The sequence below is a fragment of the Methylobacterium oryzihabitans genome (assembly GCF_004004555.2).
Classification (GTDB): Bacteria; Pseudomonadota; Alphaproteobacteria; order Rhizobiales; family Beijerinckiaceae; genus Methylobacterium; species Methylobacterium oryzihabitans.
In genome coordinates this window covers 64,231-79,949 of sequence record NZ_SACP01000007.1, presented here as the reverse complement: position 1 = coordinate 79,949, position 15,719 = coordinate 64,231, and the positions used below count along the sequence as shown (strand labels likewise).

14 protein-coding genes are annotated in these 15,719 nt (G+C 70.5%); 7 read left to right on the top strand and 7 right to left on the bottom strand.

Annotation, left to right across the window (positions count from 1 at the left end; all coding sequences use genetic code 11):
• Window positions 1–106: 106 nt before the first annotated feature.
• The 5 genes from EOE48_RS09260 (at window position 107) to EOE48_RS09240 (ending at window position 7,102) form a co-directional block, all read left to right on the top strand.
• Window positions 107–880, top strand: coding sequence for an ABC transporter permease (locus tag EOE48_RS09260; RefSeq protein WP_127728515.1), 774 nt, complete (start codon window positions 107–109; stop codon window positions 878–880).
• Window positions 881–1,195: 315 nt separating this feature from the next.
• Window positions 1,196–2,065: an outer membrane protein gene (locus EOE48_RS09255; protein WP_127728514.1), complete on the top strand. Its 870-nt coding sequence runs from the start codon at window positions 1,196–1,198 to the stop codon at window positions 2,063–2,065.
• A 214-nt stretch (window positions 2,066–2,279) separates the two neighbouring features.
• Entirely contained in the window at window positions 2,280–4,133 is a 1,854-nt protein-coding gene (locus tag EOE48_RS09250; protein ID WP_127728513.1) for an extracellular solute-binding protein, read from the top strand.
• Window positions 4,130–5,983: an extracellular solute-binding protein gene (locus EOE48_RS09245; protein ID WP_127728512.1), complete on the top strand. Its 1,854-nt coding sequence runs from the start codon at window positions 4,130–4,132 to the stop codon at window positions 5,981–5,983. The genes EOE48_RS09250 and EOE48_RS09245 overlap by 4 nt, the downstream gene beginning before the upstream one ends.
• A 9-nt stretch (window positions 5,984–5,992) precedes the next feature.
• A complete protein-coding gene (locus EOE48_RS09240; protein WP_127728511.1) occupies window positions 5,993–7,102 on the top strand; it encodes a microcin C ABC transporter permease YejB in 1,110 nt (369 codons plus the stop codon).
• A 3-nt stretch (window positions 7,103–7,105) separates the two neighbouring features.
• Here the strand turns inward: EOE48_RS09240 and cobT are convergent, their stop codons facing one another.
• Genes cobT through cobS form a run of 3 tightly spaced genes read right to left on the bottom strand, consistent with a single transcriptional unit; the run spans window position 7,106 to window position 10,518 of the window.
• On the bottom strand, window positions 7,106–9,007 hold the full coding sequence (cobT, locus tag EOE48_RS09235; RefSeq protein WP_127728510.1) for a cobaltochelatase subunit CobT: 1,902 nt from the start codon (window positions 9,005–9,007) through the stop codon (window positions 7,106–7,108).
• Between the two features lie 4 nt (window positions 9,008–9,011).
• Window positions 9,012–9,518 carry a DUF29 domain-containing protein gene (locus tag EOE48_RS09230; RefSeq protein WP_127728509.1) on the bottom strand — a complete coding sequence of 169 codons (507 nt, stop codon included), beginning with the start codon at window positions 9,516–9,518 and terminating at the stop codon, window positions 9,012–9,014.
• 16 nt (window positions 9,519–9,534) lie between these two features.
• On the bottom strand, window positions 9,535–10,518 hold the full coding sequence (gene cobS / locus EOE48_RS09225) for a cobaltochelatase subunit CobS (RefSeq protein ID WP_127728508.1): 984 nt from the start codon (window positions 10,516–10,518) through the stop codon (window positions 9,535–9,537).
• 270 nt (window positions 10,519–10,788) lie between these two features.
• Here cobS and EOE48_RS30185 point away from each other — a divergent pair, with 270 nt between their 5' ends.
• Window positions 10,789–10,917: a hypothetical protein gene (locus tag EOE48_RS30185; protein ID WP_281292738.1), complete on the top strand. Its 129-nt coding sequence runs from the start codon at window positions 10,789–10,791 to the stop codon at window positions 10,915–10,917.
• 793 nt (window positions 10,918–11,710) lie between these two features.
• Here EOE48_RS30185 and obgE read toward each other — a convergent pair.
• The 4 genes from obgE to rplU form a co-directional block, all read right to left on the bottom strand.
• Window positions 11,711–12,742, bottom strand: coding sequence for a GTPase ObgE (gene obgE, locus EOE48_RS09220; protein ID WP_127728507.1), 1,032 nt, complete (start codon window positions 12,740–12,742; stop codon window positions 11,711–11,713).
• A 96-nt stretch (window positions 12,743–12,838) separates the two neighbouring features.
• Window positions 12,839–13,480, bottom strand: coding sequence for a GNAT family N-acetyltransferase (locus EOE48_RS09215; RefSeq protein ID WP_127728506.1), 642 nt, complete (start codon window positions 13,478–13,480; stop codon window positions 12,839–12,841).
• Window positions 13,481–13,671: 191 nt separating this feature from the next.
• Window positions 13,672–13,938, bottom strand: a complete 267-nt coding sequence (gene rpmA / locus EOE48_RS09210; protein WP_127728505.1) for a 50S ribosomal protein L27 — start codon at window positions 13,936–13,938, stop codon at window positions 13,672–13,674.
• 49 nt (window positions 13,939–13,987) lie between these two features.
• Window positions 13,988–14,305, bottom strand: a complete 318-nt coding sequence (rplU, locus tag EOE48_RS09205) for a 50S ribosomal protein L21 (RefSeq protein WP_127728504.1) — start codon at window positions 14,303–14,305, stop codon at window positions 13,988–13,990.
• 258 nt (window positions 14,306–14,563) lie between these two features.
• Here rplU and proB point away from each other — a divergent pair, with 258 nt between their 5' ends.
• Window positions 14,564–15,718 (top strand): glutamate 5-kinase, encoded by a 1,155-nt coding sequence (gene proB, locus EOE48_RS09200; protein ID WP_127728503.1) that lies wholly within the window; start codon window positions 14,564–14,566, stop codon window positions 15,716–15,718.
• Window position 15,719: the final 1 nt, after the last annotated feature.

Genomic DNA, 15,719 nt, shown 5'->3' with positions numbered 1-15,719 from the left:
AAGGGCGTCGGGCAGGCCGGGCCGGCGGGCCGGTTCCGGGGTCGGGCCGTCCGGGCACGGACGAGGCGGGCCCCGGCGAGGCGCCCCGGGCATCGAAGCGAGACCGATGACCACCCAGACGAATTCCGCCCTCGACGTCCAGTTGCACGTCCTGTCCGCGCTGATCCTGCGCGACATCCGCACGCGCTTCGGCCGCACCATGTGGGGCTACGCCATCGCGGTCGGATGGCCGTCGGCCCACGTCTGCGTCCTGTTCACGCTCATGTCGATCCGTCACGTGCCAGCGCCCCTCGGGGACAGCCTGATCCTGTTCGTGGCGACCGGTGCGGTTCCGTTCGTCACCTTCACGTACGCGGCCCGCAAGGTGATGGAGGCGACGCCCTCGGCCAAGCCGCTGATGTCGTTCCCGCAGGTCAAGTATCTCGACATCATCCTGGCCCGCGCCTGCGTCGAGATCGCGTCCTCCTGCATGAGCGCCGGCGTCGTCTTCCTCATCATGGCGGCGCTCGGCATCGACGTCGTGCCGCCGGACACGTTCCGGGCAGTCCTCGGGTTTCTCACCGCGCTGATGTTCGGGATCTCGACCGGCGTGCTGTGCGCCAACATCTCGACGTTCTTCCCGCCGTTCACGATGGGCTTCGCGCTGTTCACGATCCTTCTGTACGGCATGAGCGGCGTGTTCTTCACGCCGGACGGCATGCCGCCGGTCATCTACAACGCCATGCTCTACAATCCGATGACCAACATCATCATGGGCTTCCGGAGTGCGTTCTATTCCGGCTACGGCGCCGATGCGTCGCTGTTCTACTCGTTCTCGTTCTCCATAACCTTCCTGCTGTTGGGGCTCGCGCTCGCCCGCTTCGTCACCCAGCGCCTCTGATACGATTGTCGGACGATCCGTTCCGAAAATCGTATGACCGGGGGCTGCGCCGCGCCGTGGCAAGGCCCCGGCGGCGCCGTCCTCAAAAAAATCTCGTCGTCTGGTGAACCTTGGCCATTGCGGCGCGTTCACCCCGCAGGAGCCAAGGGAGTGCTCGCGAACAAGCGCCGCCAAGGCCGCGGTCCCAGGACCAGCGTTGTCGCGAAGACACAGATTTCAAACGGCTACCGGGGTATGTCGAGGCCAGGGCCGCGCATCACCGCAGATCCTGAAACGGACGCGGACGCGACGGCATCGGAGAGAGGACCAGGATCCATGAAGTCGCTGCTCAAGAGCGTCACCGCCCTCGCGGGCGTCGCCGTCGCCGGCTCCGCCCTCGCGGCGGACCTTCCGCGCCGCGCTGCGCCGCCGCCGGTGTTCACGCCGGTTCCGGTGTTCACCTGGACCGGCTTCTACGCCGGTTTCAACGCGGGCTACGGCTTCGCCACCGAGGACAACAACCGCGCCACCATCGTCGGCGTCGGCCCGGCCACCGGCCTCGTCACCGCCCCCACCGTCATCGCCTTCCCGAGCCAGCGCTCGTCGGACGGCTTCGTCGGCGGCGGTCAGATCGGCTACAACTACCAGTTCACCCCGGGCTCGGGCATCGTCGTCGGCCTCGAGGCCGACGCCCAGTACGTCGATTTCGGCCGCGACCGCAACCGCTTCAGCGCCACCGGCCCGCTGGCCGCCCAGCAGGTGTTCAACCCGGCCGGCATCTCGGGCCTGGACTTCTTCGGCACCGTGCGCGGCCGCCTCGGCTACGCCTGGGACCGCACCCTCGTCTACGCCACCGGCGGTTTCGCCTACGGCTCGGGCGGCGGTCGCGACTTCGGCCTGCCGAACACCTCGACCGACGACTTCAAGACCGGCTGGACCGTCGGCGGCGGCGTCGAGTACGCCCTGCCCACCGACTCGTTCCTGAACTTCTTCAAGTCGTCGGCCGTGACGGTGAAGGTCGAAGGCCTGTACGTGAACCTCGATCGCGGCAACAGCCTGAACGGCGCGTTCGCGGTCAACAACGCCGGCGCGGTGATCAACACCGCCAGCCCGGGCGTCGTCGTGGTCCAGGCGGCTCAGACCCGCCGCGACACCGAGTTCGCGGTGGTCCGCGCCGGCCTGAACTACAAGTTCGGCACCTGGTAGGACCTGGTTCCCTCAGCGGGATCCCTCATCGCACCACGTGGAAGCCCGGCCGAAAGGCCGGGCTTTCCGCTTTGGAGAGCCTGCCCGCGAGCCATCCTGGCGCCCGCGCGATGCCGTCGCGGATTCGGGGGAGGGGTTCTGTCCGGGCCGTCCCCGACCTACAACAGGGCGAGCCCCACCGCCGGCGCCGCCGGCCTCCCGGAGAACGCCCCGCGTGATCGCACGCCCCCTCGCCGCGCTCGCCCTCCTGTGCCTCGCCGCCCTGCCGGTCCCCGCGCAGGAGACCGGCTGGCGCCACGGCCTGTCGCTCCTCGGTACCCCGAAATACCCGGCCGACTTCCGACACTACGACTACGCCAACCCGGACGCGCCGAAGGGCGGGCTGCTCCGGCTCGGGGCGCAGGGGTCGTTCGACAACTTCAACCTCGTGGTCGCCGGGGTGAAGGGCGACCTCGAAGGCGAGATCCCGCTGATCTACGATACCCTGATGACCGAGGCCGGCGACGAACCGTTCACCTCCTACGGCCTGCTCGCCGAGGCGGTGCAGGTCGCGCCCGATCTCGGCGGCGTCGCCTACCGGCTGCGGCCGGAAGCCACGTGGCACGACGGCCGGCCGGTCACCGCCGAGGACGTGGTGTTCTCGTTCGAGGTGCTGAAGGCCAACAGCCCGCAATACGCCTTCTACTACCACAACGTGACCAAGGCCGAGGCGGTGGGCCCCCGCGAGGTCCGGTTCAGCTTCAGCGAGGCCGGCAACCGCGAGTTGCCGCAGATCGTCGGCCAGTTGCCGATCCTGCCCAGGCACTGGTGGACCGGCAAGGACGCCAGCGGACGGACCCGCAACCCGACCGAGACCAGCCTCGAGATCCCCCTCGGCTCCGGCCCCTACCGCCTCGCCCGCTTCGATGCAGGCCGCAGCGTCACCTACGAGCGGGTGCCCGACTACTGGGGCCGCGACATCCCGGTGAACAAGGGCCGCTACAACTTCGCGACCCTGCGCACCGAGTATTTTCGCGACGCCACGGTGCTGATCGAGGCGTTCAAGGCCGACCAGTTCGACTGGCGCTCGGAGAACATCGCCCGCAACTGGGCCACCGCCTATGACGGCTTCCCGGCGGTCCGCGAGGGCCGGATCGTCAAGGAGGAATTCCCGCAGACCAGCAGCGGCGTGATGCAGGCCTTCACCTTCAACCTGCGCCGTCCGAAATTCGCGGACGAGCGGGTGCGCCGGGCCTTCAACCTCGCCTTCGACTTCGAGGAGATGAACCGCACCCTGTTCTACGGCCTCTACAAGCGGATCGACTCGTACTTCTTCGGCACCGAGCTGGCCTCGTCCGGCCTGCCCGAGGGCCAGGAGAAGGCGATCCTGGAGAGCGTCCGCGACAAAATCCCGGCGAGCGTGTTCACCGCGCCCTACCGCAACCCGGTCAACGGCGGCCCCGAGGCGGTGCGCGCCAACCTGCGCGAGGCGGTCGGCCTGCTCCAGGCGGCGGGCTACGAGATCCGCGGCGGCCAGATGGTCGAGAAGGCGAGCGGCCAGCCGCTCTCGGTCGAGTTCCTCGGCTACGACGGCTCGGCCGAGCGGGTGGTGCTGCCCTACAAGGCGGCCCTGGAGCGCATCGGCATCAGGGTGTCGCTGCGGGTCGTCGACCCGGCGCAGTACCAGAACCTCGTGCGCGGCTTCGACTTCGACGCCCTGGCGCTCAATTCCTGGGGCGAGTCGCTGTCGCCGGGCAACGAGCAACGCGACTTCTGGGGCTCGGCCGCCGCCGACCGGCCGGGCTCGCGCAACCTCGCGGGGATCAAGGACCCAGGCATCGACGCGCTGATCGACAAGGTGATCTACGCCCCCGACCGGCCCGGCCTCGTCGCCGCCACCCGCGCCCTCGACCGGGTGCTGCTCGCCCACAACTACGTCGTGCCGCAATGGGGCTCGGGCGTCACCCGAACCCTGCGGTGGAACCGCTTCGCCCGGCCCGCCACCCTGCCGGCCTATGGCGGCTCCGGTTTCCCGACGACGTGGTGGACCGACGAGGCGCTGGCGGCGAAGACCGGGATCGCCCGATGAGCGCCCCGACCCGCCGCACCCTGCTCGCCGGGGCCGCCGCCGCCCTGGCGCTGCCCCGCCCCGCCCGCGCCAAGGTCCCGGCCGGGGAGCGCCACGGCCTCTCCAGCTTCGGCGAGCTGAAATACCCGGCGACGTTCCCGCGCTTCGACTACGTCGAGCCGATGGCGCCCAAGGGCGGCTCGTTCTCGACCCAGATCGCCGCCACCACCGGCAATCAGGCGTTCGAGACGTTCAACACCCTCAACATCTACGTGCTGCGCGGCGACGGCGCCGCCGGCATGGACCAGACCTTCGACAGCCTGATGGTGCGGGCGCTCGACGAGCCCGACGCGCTCTACGGCCTCGTCGCCCGCTCGGTCACCCCGAGCCCGGACGGGCTCGCCTACGCCTTCGCGCTGCGGCCGCAGGCGCGCTTCCACGACGGCAGCCGGCTCACCGCCCGGGACGTCGCGTTCTCGATCAGGATCCTGAAGGAGAAGGGCCATCCGCGCCTGTCGCAGGTGCTGCGCGACGTCGTCATCGCCGAGGCCGACGGCGACGAGCGGGTGATCGTGCGCTTCGCTCCCGGGCGCAGCCGCGACCTGCCGCTGATCGTCGCCGAGCTGCCGATCTTCTCCGAGGCCTATTACCGCACCCGCGAGTTCGAGGCCTCGACCCTGGAGCCGCCGCTCGGCTCCGGCGCCTATCAGGTGTCGCGCTTCGAGGTCGGGCGCTTCATCGCCTTCGAGCGGGTGCGCGACTACTGGGCCGCCGAGCTGCCGGTCAATGTCGGCCAGAACAACTTCGACGAGATCCGCTACGAGTATTTTCGCGACCGCGACGTCGCGTTCGAGGCGTTCAAGGCCGGCGCCTTCACGTGGCGCGAGGAGTTCACCGCCCGGGTCTGGGCCACCGGCTACGACTTCCCGGCCGCCCGCGAGGGACGGGTCAAGCGCGAGACGGTGCCGGACGCGACGCCCTCGGGCACGCAGGGCTGGTGGTTCAACACCCGCCGGCCGGTGTTCCGCGATCCCCGCATCCGCGAGGCGATCGGGCTCGCCTTCGACTTCGAGTGGACGAACCAGAACCTGATGTACGGCGCCTACACGCGCACGGCCTCGTTCTTCGAGAACTCCGACCTGAAGGCGACCGGCCTGCCCTCGCCGGAGGAACTGGCGCTGCTGGAGCCGCTGCGCGGGCAGGTGCCGGCGGAGGTGTTCGGCGAGCCGTGGTCGCCGCCGCGCTCGGACGGGTCGGGCCAGGACCGGGCGCTGCTGCGCCGGGCCGACGCGCTGCTGCGCGAGGCCGGCTGCACCCGCGAGGGCGGCCAGCTCACGCTGCCGGGCGGCCAGCCGCTCGCCTTCGAGTTCCTCGACGCGACGCCGTCGTTCCAGCCCCACGTCCAGTCCTTCATCAAGAATCTCGGCCTGCTCGGCATCCGGGCGAGTTCGCGCCTCATCGACGCGGCGCAGTACCAGTCGCGGCTCAAGGAGTTCGACTTCGACGTGGTCGCGGCCCGTTTCGGCGGCTCGGTGACGCCGGGGGCGGGTCTGCGCGAGGTCTATGGCAGCCGCGCCGCCGCCACGCCGGGCTCGCAGAACCTCTGCGGCCTCGCCGACCCGGCGACCGACGCGCTGCTCGACCGGGTCGCCAGCGCGGCGAGCCGGGCCGAGCTCACAGTCGCCTGCCGCGCCCTCGACCGGCTGCTGCGCGCCGGGCGCACCTGGGTGCCGATGTGGTATTCCGGCACGCACCGGCTGGCGGCCTGGGACGTGTATGGGCGGCCCAAGGAGCTGCCGCGCTACGGCCTCGGCGTGCCCGCCCTCTGGTGGCGCGACGCCGAGCGCGCCCGGACGATCGGACGGAACTGACGAGACCCCATGGCCGCCTACATCCTGCGCCGCATCCTGCTGATGATCCCGACCCTGCTCGGGATCATGCTGATCTCGTTCGTCATCGTGCAGTTCGCCCCCGGCGGCCCGGTCGAGCGGGTGCTGGCCCAGCTCCAGGGCCAGAATACCGGGGCGATGTCCCGGGTCACCGGCGGAGGCGGCGACCTCGGCGGGTCCGCCGCCGCCTCCCGCGGCGGGGGAGGGGAGAGCCAATCCCGCTACCGCGGCGCCCAGGGGCTCGACCCGGCCTTCATCCAGCGCCTGGAGCAGCAATACGGCTTCGACAAGCCGGCCCCCGAGCGCTTCCTGAAGATGCTGTGGGACTACGTCCGGTTCGACTTCGGCAAGAGCTACTTTCGCGATGTCTCGGTGCTGCAGCTGATCGGCGAGAAGCTGCCGGTGTCGATCACGCTCGGCCTGTGGATGACGCTGCTGTCCTACGCGATCTCGATCCCGCTCGGGATCCGCAAGGCGGTGCGCGACGGTTCGGCCTTCGACGTCTGGACCTCGGCGGTGGTCATCGTCGGCTATGCGATCCCGGGCTTCCTGTTCGCGATCCTGCTGATCGTGCTGTTCGCCGGCGGCTCGTTCTTCCAGGTCTTCCCGCTGCGCGGCCTGACCAGCGAGGGCTGGTCGCAGTTCTCGACCTGGCACAAGGTGACCGACTACCTCTGGCACATCACCCTGCCGATCACCGCGATGGCGCTCGGCGCCTTCGCGACCGCGACGCTGCTGACCAAGAACTCGTTTCTCGACGAGATCCGGCGGCAATACGTGCTGACCGCCCGGATGAAGGGGCTGTCGGAGCGGCAGGTGCTCTACGGACACGTCTTCCGCAACGCGATGCTGATCGTCGTCGCGGGCTTTCCCGGCGCCTTCATCGGCGCGTTCTTCTCCGGCGCGCTGCTGATCGAGACGATCTTTTCCCTCGACGGCCTCGGCCTGCTGTCGTTCGAGTCGATCGTCAACCGCGACTACCCGGTGGTGTTCGCCAACCTCTACATCTTCTCGCTGGTCGGGCTGGTGGTGAACCTCATCTCCGACCTGACCTATAGCTGGATCGACCCGCGTATCGACTTCGAGACGCGGGCCGCGTGAGGATTACCGCCGCCCTCCGGCCCGCATCGCCTGCCGCGGCGCCGGGGTGCTGTTCTCCTCGAACAGCTCGGCGAGCTTCTCGGTCATCACCCCGCCGAGTTCCTCCGCGTCCACGATGGTGACGGCGCGGCGGTAGTAGCGGGTGACGTCGTGGCCGATGCCGATGGCGAGCAACTCGACCGGCGAGCGGGTCTCGATCTCCTCGATGACGTAGCGCAGATGGCGCTCGAGGTAGTTGCCGGGGTTGACCGACAGGGTCGAGTCATCGACCGGCGCGCCGTCCGAGATCACCATCAGGATGCGGCGCTGCTCGGGGCGGCCGAGCAGGCGCTTGTGCGCCCAGTCCAGCGCCTCGCCGTCGATGTTCTCCTTGAGCAGGCCCTCGCGCATCATCAGGCCGAGATTCTTGCGCGCCCGCCGCCACGGCGCGTCGGCGGACTTGTAGACGATGTGGCGCAGGTCGTTGAGCCGACCCGGGAGCTGCGGCTTGCCGGATTGCAGCCAGGATTCCCGCGATTGCCCGCCCTTCCAGGCCCGAGTGGTGAAGCCGAGGATCTCGACCTTCACGCCGCAGCGCTCCAGGGTGCGGGCGAGGATGTCGGCGCAGGTCGCCGCCACGGTGATCGGCCGGCCGCGCATCGAGCCCGAATTGTCGAGCAGCAGCGTGACCACCGTGTCGCGGAAGTTGGTGTCCTTCTCCTGCTTGAACGACAGCGGCTGGTGCGGGTCGATCACCACCCGCACGAGCCGGGCCGGGTCGAGCTGGCCCTCCTCGAGGTCGAAGTCCCAGGCGCGGTTCTGCTGTGCCAGCAGCCGGCGCTGGAGCCGGTTGGCGAGCCGTCCGACGACACCCTGGAGATGGGCGAGCTGCTTGTCGAGATAGGTGCGCAGCCGGGTCAGTTCCTCGGCGTCGCAGAGATCCTCGGCGTGGATCACCTCGTCGAAGCGGCCGGTGAACACCTTGTAGTCCGGGCCGCGCGGCTCGTTGGTGCGCGGGCTCGGCGGGCGCCAGGATTCCGAGGCGTCCTCGGAATCGGCCTCGTCGGCCTCGTCCGGCAACTCGCCCGAGGGCGCGTCGGCGGCCTCGGTCGCGCCCTCCTCCAGCTCGTCGGCGGAATCGTCCGAGACCTCGACCTCGGCGCGGTCGCCCTGGCTCTGCTCCTCGGCCTCGCCCTCGCCGGATTGCTGCTGCTCGTCCTGCGACTCGGTCTCGTCGTCGTTCTCGTCGTCGTCCGGGTCGAGGGGGGCCTCGTCGGCCATGTCGAGGGACGACAGCAGGTCGCGCACCGAGCGGGCGAAGGCGCGCTGGTTCTCGATGTTGCCGATCAGCCCGTCGAGGTTGGGGCCGGCCCGCTCCTCGATGAAGTCGCGCCACAGGCCGACGATGCGCCGCGCCGCCTCGGGCGGCTGCTGGCCGGTCAGGCGCTCGCGCACCATCAGGGCGACCGCGTCCTCCATCGGCGCGTCGGCGCGGTCGGTGATCTCCTCGTACTTGCCGCCGCGGTGGTAGCGGTCCTCCAGCATCGCCGTGAGGTTGCCGGCGACCCCGGCCATCCGGCGCGAGCCGATCGCCTCAACCCGGGCCTGCTCGACGGCATCGAACACCGCCCGCGCCGCCGCGCTCTCGGGCGCGAGGCGGCGATGCACCGCGCCGTCGTGGCAGGCGAGGCGCAGGGCCATCGAATCGGCGTGGCCGCGCAGGATCGCGACGTCGTGGGCCGACAGCTTGCGCGGCGGCTCGGGCAAGCGGGCCTTGTCGCCGGTGAGGACCGGACGGTCGGAGGCGAAGCTGACCTCGATCTCGGCCTTGCGGGCGATCGCCCGCAGGGTGCCGGCGACCGAACGCTTCAGCGGCTCCGCGACGGGTTCGCGCTTCTCGCCGGGCTTGCGGTTGGACAGGGCCATCGGGCTACTTCTTCACCGAATCGAAGTCGAAGGGGCGGTCGAGGAGGTCGTCCCAGGTGTAGGGGCAGGCTTTGGGGAATTCGTCGGGCTGGAGATGGGTCTCGTTGGCGGCCCAATCGCGGGCATCCGGGTAGCCCTGGGCCAGGGCCTCGTCGCGTCGGCTCGCGAGCCCCGGACTGTCCGACAAAACGGTCCGGTAGCGCCGACGCTGCTCGCGGATCGCGTAGATCCACGTCGCGGTGCGGTGCTCTGGTTGCTGGTCCCACTTGAGCATGTGCATCACCAGCACCCGCAGGGCGCTGCGGAGCTTGTGGAACTCGCTCCTGCCCAAGCTCTCCAACTCCTCGGCGACGTGCTCCGCATCGACCTCGTCGAAGCGGCGCGCGCGGATCAGCGCGACCTGTTCCAGCGCCCAGGTGTAGTAATCGCGCTCGTAGGCGGTCCGGCCGGCGGGAACCGACGCCCCGGTCTCCGGGGCTTCGGGCTTCTCCTTCAGGGCCGGATCCGCCATCGCGTCGCTCCGTGGGTCAGCTCAGGGCGACGTTGACCGCGCTCTCGGGCAGTTCCTTGCCGAACGAGCGCTGGTAGAACTCCGCCACCAGGGCGCGCTCCAGCTCGTCGCACTTGTTGAGGAAGGTGACCCGGAACGCGAAGCCGATGTCGTTGAAGATGTCGGCGTTCTCGGCCCAGGTGATGACGGTGCGCGGGCTCATCACGGTCGAGAGGTCGCCGTTGATGAAGGCGTTGCGGGTGAGGTCGGCGACCCGGACCATCTTGTTGACGACGTCGCGCCCGCCCTCGCCACGGTAGTGCGTCGCCTTCGACAGCACGATGTCGACCTCGCGGTCGTGCGGCAGGTAGTTCAGGGTGGTGACGATCGACCAGCGGTCCATCTGGCCCTGGTTGATCTGCTGGGTGCCGTGATAGAGGCCGGACGTGTCGCCGAGCCCGACCGTGTTGGCGGTGGCGAACAGCCGGAAGGCGGGGTGGGGGCGGATAACCCGCTTCTGGTCGAGCAGCGTCAGGCGGCCCGACACCTCGAGCACCCGCTGGATCACGAACATCACGTCGGGCCGGCCGGCATCGTACTCGTCGAAGACCAGCGCGACGTTGTTCTGCAGCGCCCAGGGCAGGATGCCGTCCTGGAACGCGGTGACCTGCTTGCCGTCCTGGAGGACGATCGCGTCCTTGCCGACGAGGTCGATGCGCGAGACGTGGCTGTCGAGGTTGATGCGCACGCAGGGCCAGTTCAGCCGCGCGGCGACCTGCTCGACATGGGTCGACTTGCCGGTGCCGTGGTAGCCGGTGATCATCACCCGGCGGTTGCGGGCGAAGCCGGCCAGGATCGCGAGCGTCGTCTCCCGGTCGAAGATGTAGTCGGCATCGAGGTCCGGGACGTGCTCCTCGGCCTTCGAGAAGGCCGGCACCTCGAGGTTCGAGTCGATCCCGAACAGCTGGCGCACGGAGACCTTCGTATCCGGGAGAGCGGGCGGCGTGTCTTCAGAAAGCATACGGGGCCTCGTCGGGGCAGGTCACGCCCCCATGGGCGACCCTGCGGGTGTCGCGACGGCGCGGGGATGCCGGTACGCGCCGTCATTCCTTAAGCTGCGAGAGATGCCGGCGCAAACGCGGCACGTTGCGATATAAGGGGGAGGCGCCGGGTTTCGAGCCCCCTCCGCGCAGGGCTGCGATGCAGGGTTCCGGCCGTGCCGTCGGCTCTGGTCGGCTGAAACTCCATAGGAGTATGTGAGTTGCCCACTCGTCGTGTCGAGGGGAGCATCATGGCGCCACCCAGCCACCAGCCCGAGAGAACCACCAACCGCGTCCGCCCGGCCCTGCTCGGCCTCGCGCTGCTGGCGGCGGTCGCCGCGCTGGTCGTCTACGCGCTGTTCTTCCAGGCCGGGCCGTGAGCCGGCGGCCGAGAAGGCGGCAGGCCAGAGCGCGACGGGATCCGTTCGGACCCGGATCGGCCTGACCTGCCGGTCGCCACAGGGAGATCGCGGGGGCAATGCTCGAAGCAACCCGCGCAGCCTAGCACGGGGCCGGTCCGAAGGAAAAATCGGCAAGGCGCGGGGCTTGGCACTTCGCCCTCGCGCGGGCGGGTCAGGAGCGTGGCGTCCCCGGCAGGGCTCGAACCTGCGACCCCAGGTTTCATCCCACTTCGGCTTTCGCCGCCGCCCGGTGGGCGTTCGTGGTCTGGACTATCCCTTCACCCTAGGCCGAAGGCCCGTAGGTGCCGCCCGTCTAGTCTCTACACCTTCCCGGCGGACCGGGCTTGGCTCGGGATCGGCAGGAGGCCGCTTCTGCGGCCCCGGGAGCTTTCCCCGACTTTGAGCGGATCCGCCGCGCGGTTTCCCGACGCGACGCCCAATTTGCGGTCTAGGAAACCTGTGCTCTGTCCAGCTGAGCTACGGAGACCCACGGCAGGGGTCTTAGCATCCTGATGCCGGATCGCCAACCGGGCGAAGCGGGGTCACAGGGCAATCGCTTCAGAGCGATTGCCCTGGTTTCTTGCTTGGCCTCAGACGCCGGCAGTCACATGCGACACTTCGTGTCGCCGTGACTTTGGCTTTCGCTCCGCTCTGTGTTCGAGGGACAATCGTCCCCTCGAACCCGCTCCGCGGAGGGCTTTTCGCGCCCGCCAGGCAGCGTCGCCCTGCGGGCGACCGCAGGACAATCGCTGAAGCGATGGCCCTGGCGGGGTCAGGGCCTCCACGCCGGTGCGGCGGCGCGGACTTCGTCGGCGGCGGCGGAATCGATGCCCGCCATCACGGCGCGCAGGGCCTCGGTGACGCCCTGGCGGGTGGCGGCCGAGAGGATCAGCGGCGGCCGGCCGGCGGCCTCCTCCAGGCTGGCGCGCTGCGCCTCCAGGGTGTCGGGGTCGAGGAGGTCGGCCTTCGACAGCGCGACCACCTCCGGCTTGTCGGCGAGGCCATGGCCGTAGGCGTCGAGCTCGGTCCGCACCAGCCGGTAGGCGGCGCCGGCATCCTCGCTCGTGCCCTCGACGAGGTGGAGCAGCACCCGGCAGCGCTCGACATGGGCGAGGAAGCGGTCGCCGAGGCCGACGCCCTCGTGCGCGCCCTCGATCAGGCCCGGGATGTCGGCGAGCACGAATTCGCGGCTGTCGGCCCGCACCACGCCGAGGCCCGGATGCAGGGTGGTGAACGGATAGTCGGCGATCTTCGGCTTCGCCGCGGTCACGGTGGCGAGGAAGGTCGACTTGCCGGCGTTCGGCAGTCCGACGAGGCCGGCATCGGCGATGAGCTTCAGCCGCAGCCACAGCCAGTGCTCCTCGCCTTCCAGGCCGGGATTGGCGTGGCGCGGGGCGCGGTTGGTCGAGGTGGTGAAGTAGGCGTTGCCGAAGCCGCCGTTGCCGCCCTTGGCGAGGCGGATCCGCTGCCCGACCCGGGTCAGGTCGGCGACCAGGGTCTCGCCGTCCTCGGCGAGGATCTGGGTGCCGGCCGGGACCTTCAGCACGGCGTCGGCGCCCTTGCCGCCGGCGCGGTTGCGGCCCTGGCCGTGGTCGCCCTTGCGGGCCTTGAAATGCTGCTGGTAGCGGTAGTCGATGAGGGTGTTGAGGCCCTCGACGCATTCGGCCCAGACGTCGCCGCCGCGGCCGCCATCGCCGCCGTCCGGCCCGCCGAACTCGATGAACTTTTCCCGCCGGAACGAGACGCAGCCGGCGCCGCCGTCGCCGGAGCGGACGTAGACCTTGGCCTCGTCGAGGAATTTCACGGTGTCGTCTCCCAAACTGAAAGCCGTCGGGCCGGAGGGTCAACTCGCCGGCCCGACGCCACGATCCTCACGCCCCGCGGCGGGGCTCGTCCTGCCTCATGCCCCGCAGCGGGGCTCGTCCTGCGCCGCACCGTGGCGGCCGAGCACGAGGCCGGCATTCTGCCACGCCTTCAGGCTGTCCCAGGCCCGCCGGTCGAGGCGGAAATGGTCGACCGGGAACACCCCGCCACGGGCCGGGAACGGCATCAGGCCGGACCCGATCGCGGCGAAGCCGCACTTCTCCAGCACCCGCCGCGAGCCCGGGTTGACCACCCGGGCCGACGACAGCAGCTCGTCGCCCCCGGTATAGGCGAAATAGGCGTCGACCAGCGCCCGCGCCGCCTCGGTCGCCAGACCCTGGCCCCAGTGCGGGGCCCCGATCCAGTAGCCGAGATGCGGCGCGCCGCTTCCCGGGTCCGGCTCGATCGACACGACCCCGATGGCGCTCCCCGGCTGGCGCCGGGGCGTGACCGCCATCACGAGGGCGCGCCCGTCGGTATTGGCCCGCCGGGCGCCGAGCACGAAGGCCTCGGCGTCCGGCGGGGCCATCGGATGCGGAATGCGCGAGGTCATGTCGGCCACAGCTTTGTCCCCTCCGAAGCGGACGAAGGCTTGCACATCGGCCTGACGGGGCCAACGCAGCCACAGCCTCCGGGTCTCGAGCCGGAAGACGTCGTCGCGGGTGAGGTCGGGGAACATCGCCTGACTCCGGTCCGTCCGCCTCAGGGCCTCGCGCCCGCGGCGGTCATGGAAACGACGAAGGGGAAGGTGGCACCCCACCTTCCCCTTCGGTTCCTGATCGGAGCTTGGCCGTTTCAGAGCCAGCAACTCGGATCCGCCGGGTCGGTGTGGGGACACCGGCGGAGCTCCTTCGTCACTGGCTCCGTCGGTTATTCGGCTGCGGCTTGGGCCGGGACGACCGCTACGAAGGCGCGGCCGCGTTTCGTCTCGAAGCGCACGCGCCCGGCGGCGGTGGCGAACAGGGTGTGATCCTTGCCCATGCCGACGTTGGCGCCGGGATGCCACCGGGTGCCGCGCTGACGAATGATGATGTTGCCGGCGATCACGGCCTCGTCGCCGAACTTCTTCACGCCGAGACGGCGGCCTTCGGAATCGCGGCCGTTGCGGGACGAACCGCCTGCCTTCTTGTGAGCCATGGGGCTAACTCCTGAATTCTCTGGGGGTCCGGGTGTCTGCAGCCGGCCTTCAGGCGGCGCTGATGCCCGTGACGCGGATCACGGTGTAGTCCTGGCGGTGCCCGCGCTTGCGGCGCGAGTTCTGCCGGCGGCGCTTCTTGAAGGCGATGACCTTCGGGCCGCGGGTCTGCTTCACGATCTCGCCGGCGACGCTGATGCCGGAGACGACGGGAGCGCCGACCTGGGTCGCGCCGGCCTCGTCGGCGTAGAGCAGAACCTCGCCGAAGGTGACCGAGGCCCCGGCCTCGCCCTCGAGCTTGTCCACCGTGATGACGTCGTTGGCGGCGACGCGATACTGCTTGCCGCCGGTCTTGATGACTGCGAACATCGTTTGTGTCTCGTGTTCCATCCGGACTCCGGCGCGGGCCGGGACCGTCTTTTTGGCGATTGACGCAAGGGCAGGCCTGAGCGGCCATGCACGAACGCGACGGCGCGCGGACCAGACGGTCCGCGCGCCAGTGCGGCAGCGATACGGGGAAAGGACCGGCGCTGTCAATGGCGCGTTCGCGGGGCGGAGTGGCGGCCGGGGGAGGGCGGGCGTAGAAGCGGCGCACCGTGACCGTGACGCCCGAACCCCCACCTTGCCATGATCGTCCTCCCAGAAGCTCCTCCCGTCGCCGACACCCCCTCCCTCGACCAGTTCCGCCGCGTCGTGCTCAAGGTCGGGTCGGCGCTCCTCGTCGACCGCGACCGCGGCCGCCTGCGGCAGGCGTGGCTCGCGGCGCTCGCCGAGGACATCGCCGACCTGCACGCCCGCGGCATCGACGTGCTCGTCGTCTCGTCGGGCTCGATCGCCCTCGGGCGCACGGTGCTCGGCTTCGCCCCCGGGGTCCTGCGCCTGGAGGAGAGCCAGGCCGCGGCGGCGGTGGGGCAGATCGCGCTCGCCCGCTACTGGTCGGAGGCGCTCGCCCATCACGGCCTCGTCGCCGGGCAGATCCTGGTGACGCCGCAGGACACCGAGGAGCGCCGGCGCTACCTCAACGCCCGCGCCACCACCCTGAAGCTGCTGGAGATGCGCGCCGTCCCGGTCGTCAACGAGAACGACACCGTGGCGACCTCGGAGATCCGCTACGGCGACAACGACCGCCTCGCCGCCCGGGTCGCCACGATGATCGGCGCCGACCTGCTGGTGCTGTTCTCCGACATCGACGGCCTCTACACCGCCCCGCCGGCGAGCGACCCGGAGGCGCGCCACCTGCCGGTGATCGCCCGCATCACCCCGGAGATCGAGGCGATGGCCGGCGGCCCGGCCTCGGAACTGTCCCGCGGCGGCATGCGCACGAAGGTCGAGGCGGCCAAGATCGCGGTCGGCGGCGGCACGCACATGCTGATCGCCGACGGCCGGGTGAAGAACCCCCTGCGGGCGGTCGCGGCCGGGGCCCGCGCGTCGTGGTTCCTGTCGGCCTCGACGCCGACCGCCGCGCGCAAGACCTGGATCGCCGGCTCGCTCGAACCCCGGGGCAGCCTGACCGTCGATGCCGGGGCCGAGCGGGCCCTGCGCGGCGGCGCCAGCCTGCTGCCGGTGGGCGTGCGCCGGGTCGAGGGCGCCTTCGCCCGCGGCGACGCGGTGACGATCCGGGCCGAGGGCGGCGCCGTGCTCGGCCGCGGCCTCGTCGCCTACGACAGCGACGACGCCGTCCGGATCCTCGGCCGCTCCAGCCGCGAGATCGAGGCGGTGCTCGGCTATCCCGGCCGCGCCGCGATGGTCCATCGCGACGATCTCGCCCTCGCAGGAGAATAGC